Origin of the sequence: Streptomyces beijiangensis, assembly GCF_017315755.1 — a bacterium.
Classification (GTDB): Bacteria; Actinomycetota; Actinomycetes; order Streptomycetales; family Streptomycetaceae; genus Streptomyces; species Streptomyces beijiangensis.
In genome coordinates, this window is sequence record NZ_JAFLRJ010000104.1 from 1 (window position 1) to 13,097 (window position 13,097).

13 protein-coding genes are annotated in these 13,097 nt (G+C 69.9%); 9 read left to right on the plus strand and 4 right to left on the minus strand.

Going from position 1 to position 13,097, the window contains the following annotated elements:
• The coding region (locus J0695_RS12185) for an RNA polymerase sigma factor (protein WP_372445753.1) at positions 1–1,287 on the minus strand (1,287 nt) is incomplete at its 3' end.
• Positions 1,288–1,423: 136 nt separating this feature from the next.
• On the opposite strand from J0695_RS12185, the gene radA reads away from it, so the two are divergent.
• Entirely contained in the window at positions 1,424–2,836 is a 1,413-nt protein-coding gene (gene radA, locus J0695_RS12190) for a DNA repair protein RadA (protein ID WP_206961993.1), read from the plus strand.
• A 44-nt stretch (positions 2,837–2,880) separates the two neighbouring features.
• Positions 2,881–4,008 (plus strand): DNA integrity scanning diadenylate cyclase DisA, encoded by a 1,128-nt coding sequence (gene disA / locus J0695_RS12195; RefSeq protein WP_206961995.1) that lies wholly within the window; start codon positions 2,881–2,883, stop codon positions 4,006–4,008.
• Between the two features lie 187 nt (positions 4,009–4,195).
• Here disA and J0695_RS12200 read toward each other — a convergent pair whose 3' ends face one another.
• The gene (locus J0695_RS12200; protein ID WP_206961996.1) at positions 4,196–4,999 is read right to left on the minus strand and encodes a hypothetical protein; all 804 of its coding nucleotides are present in this window, start codon (positions 4,997–4,999) and stop codon (positions 4,196–4,198) included.
• A 164-nt stretch (positions 5,000–5,163) separates the two neighbouring features.
• On the opposite strand from J0695_RS12200, the gene J0695_RS12205 reads away from it, so the two are divergent.
• The 6 genes from J0695_RS12205 to cseC all read left to right on the plus strand — a co-directional run bounded on the left by J0695_RS12205 (position 5,164) and on the right by cseC (position 10,165).
• Entirely contained in the window at positions 5,164–5,793 is a 630-nt protein-coding gene (locus J0695_RS12205) for a phosphatase PAP2 family protein (RefSeq protein ID WP_206961997.1), read from the plus strand.
• Positions 5,794–5,809: 16 nt separating this feature from the next.
• Positions 5,810–6,724, plus strand: coding sequence for an iron-sulfur binding domain-containing protein (locus tag J0695_RS12210; RefSeq protein ID WP_206961998.1), 915 nt, complete (start codon positions 5,810–5,812; stop codon positions 6,722–6,724).
• A 141-nt stretch (positions 6,725–6,865) separates the two neighbouring features.
• Positions 6,866–7,453 carry a SigE family RNA polymerase sigma factor gene (locus tag J0695_RS12215; RefSeq protein ID WP_206962000.1) on the plus strand — a complete coding sequence of 196 codons (588 nt, stop codon included), beginning with the start codon at positions 6,866–6,868 and terminating at the stop codon, positions 7,451–7,453.
• Entirely contained in the window at positions 7,441–8,106 is a 666-nt protein-coding gene (locus tag J0695_RS12220; protein ID WP_206962002.1) for a hypothetical protein, read from the plus strand. Before J0695_RS12215 ends, J0695_RS12220 begins: the two co-directional genes overlap by 13 nt.
• A gap of 16 nt (positions 8,107–8,122) precedes the next feature.
• Positions 8,123–8,824: a two-component system response regulator CseB gene (gene cseB, locus J0695_RS12225; protein WP_206962004.1), complete on the plus strand. Its 702-nt coding sequence runs from the start codon at positions 8,123–8,125 to the stop codon at positions 8,822–8,824.
• 24 nt (positions 8,825–8,848) lie between these two features.
• Positions 8,849–10,165, plus strand: a complete 1,317-nt coding sequence (gene cseC, locus J0695_RS12230) for a two-component system sensor histidine kinase CseC (RefSeq protein ID WP_206962006.1) — start codon at positions 8,849–8,851, stop codon at positions 10,163–10,165.
• A gap of 106 nt (positions 10,166–10,271) precedes the next feature.
• On the opposite strand, the gene J0695_RS12235 is transcribed toward cseC, so the two are convergent.
• Positions 10,272–11,903, minus strand: a complete 1,632-nt coding sequence (locus J0695_RS12235) for an MDR family MFS transporter (protein ID WP_206962008.1) — start codon at positions 11,901–11,903, stop codon at positions 10,272–10,274.
• A gap of 107 nt (positions 11,904–12,010) precedes the next feature.
• Here J0695_RS12235 and J0695_RS12240 point away from each other — a divergent pair, with 107 nt between their 5' ends.
• A complete protein-coding gene (locus J0695_RS12240) occupies positions 12,011–12,586 on the plus strand; it encodes a TetR/AcrR family transcriptional regulator (protein WP_206962010.1) in 576 nt (191 codons plus the stop codon).
• Here J0695_RS12240 and J0695_RS12245 read toward each other — a convergent pair.
• A partial coding sequence (locus J0695_RS12245; RefSeq protein ID WP_206962011.1) for a M23 family metallopeptidase occupies positions 12,576–13,097 on the minus strand: 522 nt, incomplete at its 5' end. The genes J0695_RS12240 and J0695_RS12245 overlap by 11 nt on opposite strands.

Genomic DNA, 13,097 nt, shown 5'->3' on the forward strand with positions numbered 1-13,097 from the left:
TTCACCGCGGGCAGCCGCGCCCCCGACGTCTCGGTCGAGGTGGTCAGCCCCGGCGCGGCTGCCCGCGGTGAAGCCGGGGGACGGATCGGTGCGGGCGTTGCCCGCGTTCTCGTAGTGGTCGTACGGGCTGGAGTCCAGCCCGTTCTCGCCGTCCTTCTCACTGGCGGTGACCCGGGAGCCGTCGTGTCCCTCGCCGGTGAAGGGTGCTCCTCGGTACGCCGCCCAGAGCGCCAGGACCGGGGCCGCGACCACCGTCGCCACGACGGTGGTGGTGACCGCCCTGGCACGCAGCCGGTCGCGGCGGGCCGCGTGGTCCTTGGGGTCGAGAGGGAAACCGTTTCGCCCGAAGCGGGGGGCGCCGCTGCGCGGGGCGTGCAGCATCGCCACGTACGCCGCCTGGCGCGGGGCCCCGACCAGGGGCAGTTCGGCGGGTGCCCCCTGGATCGACGGCGTGAGCGCGGAGCCGGGCCATGGGCCCGCCGCGCCTGCGCGCTCGGCGGCACGGCGGCAGCGCGGGCAGTCGTCGACATGGCGGACGAGTTCGCGGCGGAGGGCCGAGGAGAGGAGCACCCGGCGGTCGCCGGTGAGGCGGGCGACGGAGGAGCAGTTGCCGGTCTCCACGACGGCGAGGGCGGCGCGGGTCCGCTCGACCTCGCACGCGGCGGCGGCCAGCAGGGTGCGGGCCGCGGCGGGGTCCATCCCGAGGACCGAGGCGACCTCGGCGGGGGCGAGCCGGTGGCGTACCGCCAGCTCAAGGGCCTCGCGCTGCTCTGGGGTGGTGCCGGCCGCCTCGGGCCAGGCCAGCAGGGCGAGTTCGCGGCGCCTGCTGTCGGCGGTCTCCTGCTCCTGCTCCTGCTCCTGCTCCTGCGGGACGGGTGCGGGGGACGCGGCGGTTGTGGACGCGGTCGCGGACGCGGACGCGCTTGCGGATTCCGTACGGCGGACCGCTCCGCGGCCGGTGTGCGCCCCGGGCCGCGAGCGCTTGAGCTCGGCCAGCTTGCGCAGGCAGGCCCAGCGCGCCAGGGCGTACAGCCAGGCCCTGCGCTGCGGATCGGCGGACGGGCAGCGGCTGAACTGCCGTTCGGACAGCGAAAGTACGTCGCCGAGGGCCGCCGTCGCCGCGTCGTGGTCGCACAGGACGGAGAGACAGTAGGTGAACAGGCCGTCGAGATACGCCTCGTAGCGCGCCGGCGGCCGCTGGATACGGGGCGCCGGACCGGGCGCACGTCGCTGAGCCCGGTGTGCGCCGGTGGTATGCGTCGGGTGCTCCAGCCTGCTGCTCGTCACCCGGCCGACGGTAGGCCGGGGAACACGACCCCTCCGCACCTCTTGAGCGGATTTAATCCTTACGGGTGAATGTATCCCTCGAAAGGGGACGGGGAGCCGACCGTGATTGTCAGTGGCCCCCACTACGGTGTGCGACATGGCAGCTCGCACGAAGTCCACCAAAGACCGGCCGTCCTACCGCTGCACCGAATGCGGGTACTCCACGGCCAAATGGCTCGGCCGCTGCCACGAGTGCCAGGCCTGGGGGACGGTCGAGGAGATCGGCGGCGCCCCCGCCGTCCGGACCACGGCGGCCGGCCGGGTCAGCACCGCGGCCGTACCCATCGGTGAGGTGGACACCCGGCAGGCGACCGCCCGCTCGACCGGCGTCGCCGAGCTGGACCGGGTGCTTGGCGGCGGGCTCGTGCCCGGGGCCGTCGTCCTGTTCGCCGGTGAGCCGGGCGTCGGGAAGTCGACGCTGCTGCTCGACGTGGCGGCGAAGGCCGCCAGCGAGGACCACCGCACGCTCTATGTGACCGCCGAGGAGTCCGCGAGCCAGGTCAGGCTGCGCGCCGACCGGATCGGCGCGCTCAGCGACCATCTGTACCTCGCCGCCGAGACCGACCTGTCCGCGGTCCTCGGACATCTGGACGCGGTGAAGCCCTCGCTGCTCGTCCTGGACTCCGTGCAGACCGTGGCCTCCCCCGAGATCGACGGGGCGCCGGGCGGGATGGCGCAGGTCAGAGAGGTCGCCGGGGCGCTGATCCGGGCCTCCAAGGAGCGCGGGATGTCGACCCTCATGGTCGGGCACGTCACCAAGGACGGGGCGATCGCGGGGCCGCGGTTGCTGGAACATCTTGTGGACGTGGTGCTCTCCTTCGAGGGCGACCGGCACGCGCGGCTGCGGCTCGTACGGGGCGTCAAGAACCGTTACGGCGCGACGGACGAGGTCGGCTGCTTCGAACTGCACGACGAGGGGATCACCGGACTCGCCGATCCCAGCGGGCTTTTCCTGACACGCCGTGACGAGCCGGTTCCCGGAACGTGTCTGACGGTGACTCTGGAGGGGAAGCGGCCGCTGGTCGCCGAAGTGCAGGCGCTCACGGTCGACTCCCAGATCCCCTCCCCCAGGCGTACCACCTCGGGTCTGGAGACCTCCCGGGTCTCGATGATGCTCGCCGTGCTGGAGCAGCGCGGCCGGATCAGCGCACTTGGCAAGCGCGACATCTACACGGCGACCGTGGGCGGGGTGAAGCTGACGGAGCCCGCCGCCGACCTCGCGATGGCGCTCGCGCTGGCGTCCGCCGCCAGCGACGTACCGCTGCCGAAAAACCTGGTCGCGATCGGGGAAGTCGGGCTTGCGGGCGAGGTCAGGCGGGTGACGGGGGTCCAGCGGAGGCTCGCGGAGGCGTACCGTCTGGGCTTTACACACGCCCTGGTTCCGAATGATCCGGGCAAGGTTCCCGCGGGCATGAAGGTCATCGAAGTGGCCGACATGGGGGACGCTCTGCGTGTGCTTCCGCGACGGTCTCGGACAGAGGCGCCCCGGGAGGACGACACGCGCCGGTAGACTTTGCCCTGGTCTCGCCCAACCGTACGAGCCGGAGGAGTGCAGTGGCAGCCAACGACCGGGCAGCAACGTCCGGAAAGAGCGGCGGGGGCTCCTCCCGTACGGAAGCGCTGATGCGCGCCTCACTGAGCGCCGTGGCGCCTGGAATGGCCTTGCGCGACGGCCTGGAGCGCATCCTCCGCGGCAATACCGGCGGACTGATCGTCCTCGGCATGGACAAGACCGTCGAGTCGATGTGCACCGGCGGTTTCGTGATGGACGTGGAGTTCACCTCGACACGCCTGCGCGAACTGTGCAAGCTCGACGGCGCGCTCATCGTCGACAAGGACATCACCAAAATTCTTCGGGCCGGCGTGCAGCTGGTGCCCGACGCCTCGATCCACACGGACGAGACGGGAACACGGCACCGGACCGCGGACCGCGTGAGCAAGCAGTGCGGGTTCCCCGTCGTCTCCGTATCGCAGTCGATGCGGCTGATCGCGCTGTACGTGGACGGGGAGCGGCGCGTCCTTGAGGAGTCGGCGGCGATCCTGTCGCGGGCGAATCAGGCGCTGGCCACCCTGGAGCGGTACAAACTCCGCCTCGACGAGGTCGCGGGCACGCTGTCCGCGCTGGAGATCGAGGACCTGGTCACGGTCAGGGACGTCTCCGCGGTCGCGCAGCGGCTGGAGATGGTGCGCCGGATCGCGACGGAGATCGCCGAGTACGTGGTGGAGCTGGGGACCGACGGGCGCCTTCTGTCGCTGCAGCTCGACGAGTTGATCGCGGGCGTGGAGCCGGAGCGGGAGCTTGTGGTGCGCGACTACGTGCCCGAGCCGACGGCCAAGCGGTCGCGGACGGTGGCGGAGGCGCTCACCGAGCTGGACGCGCTGGCCCATGGCGAGCTCCTCGAACTGCCCACCGTGGCACGGGCGCTGGGGTACAGCGGTTCGCCGGAGACGCTGGACTCCGCGGTGTCGCCGCGCGGGTACCGGCTGCTGGCGAAGGTGCCGAGGCTGCCCGGGGCCATCATCGAGCGGCTCGTCGAACACTTCGGCGGGCTGCAGAAGCTGTTGGCTGCGAGCGTGGATGACCTGCAGACCGTGGACGGGGTCGGGGAGGCTCGGGCGCGGAGCGTGCGGGAGGGGCTTTCGCGGTTGGCGGAGTCTTCGATTCTTGAGCGGTACGTGTAGGCGGTGGCCTGGGCGGGGAGAACGGGGCTCCGGTCCCGCGACCCCCGCCTTTTGTCCTCAAACGCCGGACGGGCTTGGATTGCCCGGGCGGAGGGAACGGGGCCTGGGTCCCTGAGCCCCGGCTTTTGTCCTCAAACGCCGGACGGGCTTGGATTGTCTGGGTTGAGTTGACTGGTGCGGGGTTGCTTCAGTCCTTTGACAGGACGATTGAGGTGCGTTGGACCGGGAGGCCCGGGAGGTTCGCCTCGATCAGGTACGTGCCGGGGGTGGCCGAACCCGGCGGCGGCGTCGCGCAGTTGGGGGACGACTTGCCGCGGTTCCACTGCACCGTGTGCGTGATCGTGGAGTTGGCCGGGACCTGGAAGAGCAGCGCGCCATCCTTGGGGCAGTCCTTCGAGGACCAGATCACCTTGTCGTCCGCCGACGTGATCGTCACCACAGCCGCCTTCGGCCCGAAGTCCACCTTGCAGCTCGTCGCCGACACGTTCTTCGCGATGAGCTCGAACTTCGGCTTCTCACCCGGCGCATAGGTGTTCTTGGGGTTGTGCAGCGTCAACTGCACTGCCGCGGCCGTGCAGTCGGGGAGCGAGGAGCCCGCCGGTACGCGCTGGCCCGCATTGTCGGCACCCGTACCGCCGCCGGCCGCGTCACTGCCGGACGATCCGCCCGCTCCCGCTCCCGCACCCGGCGATGCGCTGCCCGAGCCCGCGTCCGTACCACCGCCGGAGGATCCGCCCGAGCCGCCCGACTCGTCGCGCCCGCCCGGGTTTTGACTGATCGCCGGGCCCGAGCCCGAGGGGCCGGGCGTGATCGAGGACGGGGCATGCGAGCCGTCCGCCCCTGGCTTGCCCTTCTTTCCTCCGCTGCCGCCCGAGGTGACGACCCAGGCGACCAGGAGTGCGAGCAGCGCAACCAGAGTTGCCGCTACTGCCCTCCGCCGCCAGTAGATGGTGGAGGGAAGCGGCCCGACCGGATTGCGCATAGATCCCACGGCGGCAACTGTACGAGAGATCACGGCCAACTCCGGCCTCACCCGCCGCCCGTACCGACAACTTTTGCGGATCATCATTTCGGTGGGCCCCAACTTTCGTCGGGGGTACGGCGTGACGATCGCTCGTGGTGACAACTGACCGATGATCCATACTGTGCGTCACCATGCACAGTGATTCCTGGCTCTACAAAGACATCGTCGACTTCGGGCACTCCACGCCCCATTGGGTGCAGAAACTCATGGAGATGTGGACGGAGGTCGGGCTGCTCCTCTTCGGCGTCCTCTTCGTCGCCGTCTGGTGGCGCGCCCGGCAGAGCGACTCCCGCGCCATGGCGCTGGCGCTGCTCGCCCCGGTCGGCACGGCGGTCGCGTACGTCATCAGCGAGGTGGTGAAGTCGATGATCGACGAGGAACGGCCCTGCCGTGCGGTCGCCGGCGCCGCCGCCTCGCTGATCGCCTGCCCGGCCGACGGCGACTGGTCGTTCCCTTCCAACCACGCGACGATCGCGGGCGCCGCGGCCGTCGGGATCGCACTCGCCGTCCCCCGGCTCGGCTGGTTCACCGTCCCGCTGGCGCTGCTGATGGCCTTCTCGCGGGTCTTCGTCGGTGTGCACTACCCGCACGACGTCCTGGTGGGGCTGCTGCTCGGCGCGGTCGTCTCCTTCGCCGCCGCCAAGGGGCTGGGCCGGCCGGTGCGCTCGCTGGTGGAGACGATGCGGACGAGCGACACCGCTGTCGTTACGTGGTTCACCGGACCGGGGCCCGGCCTGAAGTCCAGGCACCGGAGGAGCTGAGAGGATCGACAGCGCCATGCGTACTCACACCGAACAGACCGAACAGACCGAACAGACCGAGACCACCCTCCACACCCCCGTCATCGCGTGGTTCGAGGCCAACGCCCGCGATCTCCCCTGGCGCCGCCCCGAGGCCGGTGCCTGGGGTGTGATGGTCAGCGAGTTCATGCTGCAGCAGACCCCGGTCAGCCGGGTGCTGCCCGTGTACGAGCAGTGGGTCGCCCGCTGGCCGCGCCCCGCCGATCTGGCGGCCGAAGCGCCCGGCGAAGCCGTCCGCGCCTGGGGCCGTCTCGGCTATCCGCGCCGCGCCCTGCGGCTGCACGGGGCCGCGCAGGCCATAAGGGACCGGCACAACGGGGACGTGCCGAGCGAGCACGCACAGCTCCTCGCGCTGCCCGGGATCGGTGAGTACACCGCTGCCGCCGTGGCGTCCTTCGCGTACGGGCAGCGCCATGCCGTCCTGGACACGAACGTACGGCGGGTCTTCGCCCGTACGGTCACCGGCGTCGAGTACCCGCCGAACGCCACCACCGCCGCCGAGCGCCGCCTCGCCCGGTCCCTGCTCCCGGAGGACAGGACGAGGGCCGCCGAATGGGCCGCGGCGTCGATGGAGCTCGGGGCACTGGTGTGCACCGCCAGGAGCCCGGAGTGCGGGCGCTGTCCCGTCGCCGCGCACTGCGCGTGGAAGCTGGCGGGGAAACCGGCGCACGAGGGGCCGCCCCGGCGCGGTCAGACGTACGCGGGGACCGACCGGCAGGTGCGCGGAAAGCTCCTCGCCGTGTTGCGGGAGGCCGTCGCCCCCGTAACGCAACAGGCACTCGACGCGGTCTGGGACGAGCCCGTACAGCGCGCCCGCGCCCTTGATGGGCTAGTTTCCGACGGTTTGGTAGAGCCCATGGCCGATGGCCTTTACCGGCTTCCCCTTACCTGAACCTTCACCTGTTACATAACCGATGGGCAGCCGTGCGTCCGCCGACGGCTGGTGCGGACAAGTCCGTGACACCGCCTCCGTAGCTTCGTGAACAGACCACGAAACACAGCTACATCACGGGGACGACGGAGGCGGTTGGGCATGGCGCACGGTGAGGTGCTCGAGTTCGAAGATTACGTACGCACCCGGCAGGACGCGCTGCTGCGCAGTGCCCGCCGCCTCGTCCCCGACCCTGTCGACGCACAGGACCTGCTGCAGACCGCGCTGGCCCGTACGTACGGCCGCTGGGACGGCATCGCGGACAAGTCCCTCGCCGACGCCTATCTGCGCCGCGTCATGATCAACACTCGTACGGAGTGGTGGCGCGCCCGGAAGCTGGACGAAGTTCCCACCGAGCAGCTGCCCGACGCGTCCGTCGAGGACGGCACCGAGCAGCGCGCCGACCGCGCCCTGCTGATGGACATCCTCAAGGTGCTTGCGCCCAAGCAGCGCAGTGTTGTCGTCCTGCGCCACTGGGAGCAGATGAGCACCGAGGAGACGGCTGCCGCACTGGGCATGTCGGCGGGTACGGTGAAGTCCACACTGCACCGGGCGCTCGCACGTCTGCGGCAGGAGCTGGAGAGCCGGGCCATCGACTCTTGCGACCAGGCACTGGGACGGGCGGGCCGCATGGAACACACACCACATGCAGAGCACGCAGAGATGGGGCGGGAGCGGTGCGCGGCCTGATCAGAGGCAACAGGAACACGGTGGCGGCGGGGACCACGGCAGTAGCCGGGCTCGCCGCCTTCGGGCTCCTGGTCGCCGGCTGCGACAGCGACGGCACGGGCGCGCGTGACGCGGGAGCCGCCCGTTCGCAGGCGGAGTCGCGCAGTCCCGTTCCGCAGCCGTCGGGGACCGACTCCGCGGCCAAGGCCGTGAAGCGGGTCGACGCGGCCGCACTGATCAAGGCGGACCCCAAGGTCAGCAACGTGGTGAAGCGGGAGCTGAAGACGTGCGGCGGGCGCGAGTACCCGATCGACGTCAGTTACGGCACGCTCACCGGCAACAACACGCCCGATGTCGTGGTCAACCTGATGACCTGCAGCGACGCGATGGGGATCGCCACGTACGTCTACCGTGAGGATTCCGGTAAGTACAGGAACGTCTTCGCCGCCGAGGAGCCCCCGGTGTACTCCGAGATCGACCGCGGAGACCTCGTCGTCACGAAGCAGCAGTACACGAAGGGTGACGCGATGGGGTACTCCTCCAGCGAGGACGTGATCACCTACCACTGGTCCGCGGGTAGGTTCGCGGAGACGGATTCGGTGCACACCGACTTCTCGAAGGCGGTCAGCAGCGGAGACGGGACCGCGACCAGCGCTCCGACGACGGACAACTGAGAAGGCAGCCCGACCCATGGCCGAGACCCATGTCCTCTTCGTCGAGGACGACGATGTGATCCGCGAGGCGACCCAGCTGGCGCTGGAGCGCGACGGCTTCGAGGTCACCGCCATGCCGGACGGGCTCTCCGGTCTTGAGGCCTTCCGCGCGAACCGCCCCGACATCGCCCTGCTCGACGTGATGGTGCCCGGCCTGGACGGCGTCAGCCTCTGCCGCCGTATCCGCGACGAGTCGACCGTCCCTGTGATCATGCTGTCCGCGCGCGCCGACTCCATCGACGTGGTGCTCGGCCTGGAGGCCGGGGCCGACGACTACGTGACCAAGCCCTTCGACGGCGCGGTCCTGGTCGCCCGTATCCGCGCAGTGCTGCGCCGCTTCGGCCATGCGGGCGGGGCCGCGGGCGCCGACGACGGCGCCGGGCTCGACGAGCGCGGGGTGCTGGTCTTCGGCGACGTGGAGGTCGACACGGAGGGCATGGAGGTACGGAAGGCGGGCGAGCCGGTGGCGCTCACGCCGACCGAGATGCGGCTGCTGCTCGAATTCTCCTCGGCGCCCGGCACCGTACTCTCGCGCGACAAGCTCCTGGAGCGGGTCTGGGACTACGGCTGGGGCGGCGACACCCGGGTCGTGGACGTCCATGTCCAGCGGCTGCGGACCAAGATCGGCCAGGACCGGATCGAGACCGTCCGCGGCTTCGGCTACAAGCTCAAGGCATGAGGCCCGCGGAATGAGACACGTGGAATGAGACATCTGGCCCTGCGGACCGGTGTCCGCTGGAAGATCTCCATCGCGATCGCGGCCGTCGGCGCGCTCGTCGCGATCACCCTCAGTCTCGTCGTGCACAACGCGGCACGGGTCTCGATGCTCGACAACGCGCGCGACACCCAGCTGGGGCGCCTCGACTGGGCGCAGCGGCTGTACGACCCGAACAAGAAGACCCAGGCGCTCGGGGCGAAGATCAACGACCCGCTGCTGCCCAAGCCGCTGCGCTCGAAGGCCAATGCGCACCGGCGCTCGACCTTCGTCGACGAGCACCACACCAGCGCGCCCGACGTCTGGGCCGCCTCCCCGCTCCCCAACGGCGACGTGCTCTCCGTGCACAACGTCTACCGGGACAGCGCGGGCGTGCTCAGTGACCTCGACCGGGCCCTGGTCATCGGCTCGGTGTCGGTCGTCATAGGCGGCTGTGCGCTGGGCGTACTGATCGGCGGACAGCTCTCGCGGCGGCTGCGGAAGGCGGCGGCAGCGGCCGGGAAGGTCGCGCAGGGGCAGACGGATGTACGGGTGCGGGACGCGATCGGCGGCGTCGTACGCGACGAGACCGATGAACTGGCGCGCGCGGTCGACGCGTTGACCGACACCCTGCAGGAGCGGGTGGCCGCCGAGCGCCGGGTCACCGCGGACATCGCGCACGAGCTGCGGACGCCGGTCACCGGACTCCTCACGGCGGCGGAGCTGCTGCCGCCGGGTCGTCCGACGGAGCTGGTACGCAACCGGGCGCAGGCCCTGCGGACGCTGGTCGAGGACGTACTGGAAGTGGCGCGGCTCGACAGCGCTTCGGAGCGGGCGGAGATGCAGGAGATCGCGCTGGGCGAGTTCGTCAGCCGGCGCGTGGCGGTGCTCGGCCCGGAGGTCAAGGTCCGGGTGGTGCACGAGTCGTGGGTCAATACCGACCCGCGCCGGCTTGAGCGGATCCTGGGCAATCTGCTGGGCAACGCGGCCAAGCACGGGTCGGCGCCGGTCGAGGTCACGGTCGAGGGCCGGGTCGTACGGGTGCGGGACCACGGGCCCGGGTTCCCCGAGGATCTGCTGCGGGAGGGGCCGAGCCGGTTCCGTACGGGATCGAGCGACCGGGCCGGGCAGGGGCACGGCCTGGGGCTGACCATCGCGGCCGGGCAGGCGAAGGTACTCGGGGCGCGGCTGACTTTCCGTAACGCGGCGCCCGAGGGCGCTGCGGTTTCGGGGGGGTCGGGCGGCGCGATCGCGGTGCTGTGGCTGCCGGAGCATGCACCGACGAACACGGGCAGCTATCCGGTGCTGCCTCGGGCGCGGCCCTGAGCCCCTGCCCCAGCGACGGGCGACGGGCGGCAGACGACAAACTACGGCCCCGGCGCGAGTGCGCCGGGGCCGTCGTCGTGGAGCGGGGAGTTCGGGGAGAGCCGGATCAGGCCGTCTCGACCGCGACCTTGTCCTCGGCCTCGTTGGCCTCCTTGGCCTCCTTGGCCTCAGGCTCGGCCTTGTCCTTGTCCTGCGGTGCGGCGGGAGCCGGGGTACCGGCCCCGCGCAGCGCGACCTCCTTGACGAAGAACGCCGCCACGAAGACCACCAGCGCGATGCCCGCGCCGAGCAGGAACCCGCCGTGGACGCCGGAGGACACCGCGTACTTGTACGCCTCCTGCACCGGGACCGGCAGCTTCTTCAGGCCCTCCGCGTTCAGCGTCGCCGTTGGCAGCGCGCCCGCCGCCTTGCCGAGCCGCGAGGCCATCTCGTCATTGACCCGGTTGGTGAAGAGCGCGCCCATGATCGCGACGCCGAAGGAGGATCCGAGCGTACGGAAGAGGGTGGTCGTGGAGGATCCCACGCCCATGTCCTTCAGCTCCACGCTGTTCTGCGCGACGAGCATGGTGATCTGCATCAGGAAGCCCATGCCGGCGCCGAGCACCGCCATGTAGATGCCGGTCGTGAGGCGCGAGGTCGAGACGTCCATCGTCGACAGCAGGTAGAGGCCCACTGTCATCAGCGCGCCGCCCACGATCGGGAAGATCTTGTACTTGCCGGTGCTGGTGGTGACGCGGCCCGCGATCAGCGAGACGGCCATCATCGCGAGCAGCATCGGCATGAGAAGCAGACCGGAGTTGGTCGCCGACGCGCTCTGCACGGACTGCTGGTAGAGCGGCAGGAAGAGCATCGCGCCGAACATCACGAAGCCGGTCATGAAGCCGATGACCGACATCACCGAGAAGTTGCGGCTGCGGAAGATGTGCAGCGGCACGACCGGCTCGGCGGCCTTGGTCTCCCAGAAGAGGAAGCCGACGATCGAGGCGACGCCGAGGAAGATCAGCTCCATGATGATCGCGGAGCCCCACTCGTACTGCGAACCGCCCCAGGTCGTCACCAGCACGATGGAGACGATCCCGACGGTGAGCAGCGCGGTGCCCAGATAGTCGATCCGTCCGCGCCCCCGCTTCTTCGGCAGGTGCAGTACGGCGGTGACCATGGCCAGCGCGACCGCGCCGAGCGGCAGGTTGATGTAGAAGGTCCAGCGCCAGCCGAGGTGGTCGGTGATCGTGCCGCCGACCAGCGGTCCGCCGATCATCGCGAGCGCCATGATCCCGGCCATCATGCCCTGGTACTTGCCGCGCTCCCGCGGCGGTATCAGGTCACCGATGATCGCCATCACGCCGACCATCAGACCGCCGGCGCCGAGCCCCTGAATGGCACGAAAGCCGATCAGCTGGCCCATGTCCTGCGCCATCCCGCTCAGCGCGGACCCGACGAGGAAGACCACGATCGAGGTGAGGAAGGCGCCCTTGCGCCCGTACATGTCGCCGATCTTTCCCCAGATCGGGGTGGAGGCGGCGGTGGCGAGGGTGTACGCCGTAACGACCCATGACAGATGTTCGAGACCGCCGAGCTCGCCGACGATGGTCGGCATCGCGGTGTTCACGATCATGTTGTCGAGCATGGCCAGCAGCATCGCGATCATCAGCGCGAACAGCACCACCCGCACGCTGCGCGGCTGCGGACCGTCCTTCGCCTCTGGTTTCACCTCTGCCGCTTTGGATGTCCCGGCCATCTTCCCCACCACTCCCCATTTGGTACTTACTTGCCGACCGGCAAGCTGACTACACTCGGGGAAGGTAGACCCGTAACTAGCCGGGCGTCAAGTAAGTATCGGAGTCCATGATGGCCAGAGGGAACACCCGGCAGCGCATCCAGGACGTAGCGCTGGAGCTCTTCGTCGAGCAGGGGTACGAGAAGACCTCGCTCCGGGAGATCGCGGAGAAACTCGACGTCACCAAAGCGGCGCTCTACTACCACTTCAAGACCAAGGAAGACATCCTCATCAGCCTCTTCCGGGACCTCACCGCCCCGATCGACGAGCTGATCAGCTGGGCACAGGAACAGCCGAGCACCCTGGAGACGAAGCAGGAGATCCTGCGCCGCTACAGCGAGGCGCTCGCCGGCGCCTCCCCTCTCTTCCGCTTCATGCAGGAGAACCAGGGCACGGTGCGCGAGCTGAGCGTCGGCGAGAACTTCAAGGACCGGATGTTCGCGCTCCGCGACCTGATGATCCTTCCGGACGCCTCACTCACCGACCAGGTCCGCTGCATGAGCGCGCTCTTCACCATGCATGCCGGGATGTTCGTCCTCAAGGACGCCAAAGGCGACCCCGAGGAGAAGCGCAAGGCTGTCCTCGAAGTCGCCACGGAGCTGGTGGTGCAGGCTCACACAGGGGTTACGACCGTCACACGGTGACGCCCTGGCTGCGCAGGAAGGTGACCGGGTTGACGCCGGAGCCGTAGTCGGGCGTCGTACGGATCTCGAAGTGCAGGTGCGGGCCCGTCGAGTTGCCGGTGGAACCGGAGTGGCCGATGACCTGGCCGGTCGTGACGGTCTGACCGACGGTGACGTCGGCCGAGGTGAGGTGCGCGTACTGGGAGTACGTGCCGTTGTCGTGCTTGATCACGATCGCGTTGCCGTACGCGGAACCGTCGCCGGCGCCGTCCAGGTTGTTGCTGGCCTTGACGACAGTGCCGCCGTGCACGGCCTTGACCGCCGTACCGGAGGGAACGACGAAGTCCTGGCCCGAGTGCGAACCGCTCGACCACAGGTTGCCGCCGGTCCCGAAGGTCGAGCCCAGCGTGTAGTTGCTGACCGGCGTGATCCACTCACTCGCCAGCTTCTTGTCGGAGGCCGCCAAGAAGTCTGCGGAGTCCGCCAACAACGCGGCGGACGCGAAGGCGGCCTCCGACAAGAAGCTGGCGAG

Bases quoted from the DNA above. Each gene is read 5' to 3' on its own strand.
- radA (WP_206961993.1), top strand. From the start codon at position 1,424: ATGGCAGCTCGCACGAAGTCCACCAAAGACCGGCCGTCCTACCGCTGC.
- J0695_RS12205 (WP_206961997.1), top strand. From the start codon at position 5,164: ATGCACAGTGATTCCTGGCTCTACAAAGACATCGTCGACTTCGGGCAC.
- J0695_RS12210 (WP_206961998.1), top strand. From the start codon at position 5,810: ATGCGTACTCACACCGAACAGACCGAACAGACCGAACAGACCGAGACC.
- J0695_RS12215 (WP_206962000.1), top strand. From the start codon at position 6,866: ATGGCGCACGGTGAGGTGCTCGAGTTCGAAGATTACGTACGCACCCGG.
- cseB (WP_206962004.1), top strand. From the start codon at position 8,123: ATGGCCGAGACCCATGTCCTCTTCGTCGAGGACGACGATGTGATCCGC.
- cseC (WP_206962006.1), top strand. From the start codon at position 8,849: ATGAGACATCTGGCCCTGCGGACCGGTGTCCGCTGGAAGATCTCCATC.
- J0695_RS12235 (WP_206962008.1), bottom strand. From the start codon at position 11,903: ATGGCCGGGACATCCAAAGCGGCAGAGGTGAAACCAGAGGCGAAGGAC.
- J0695_RS12240 (WP_206962010.1), top strand. From the start codon at position 12,011: ATGATGGCCAGAGGGAACACCCGGCAGCGCATCCAGGACGTAGCGCTG.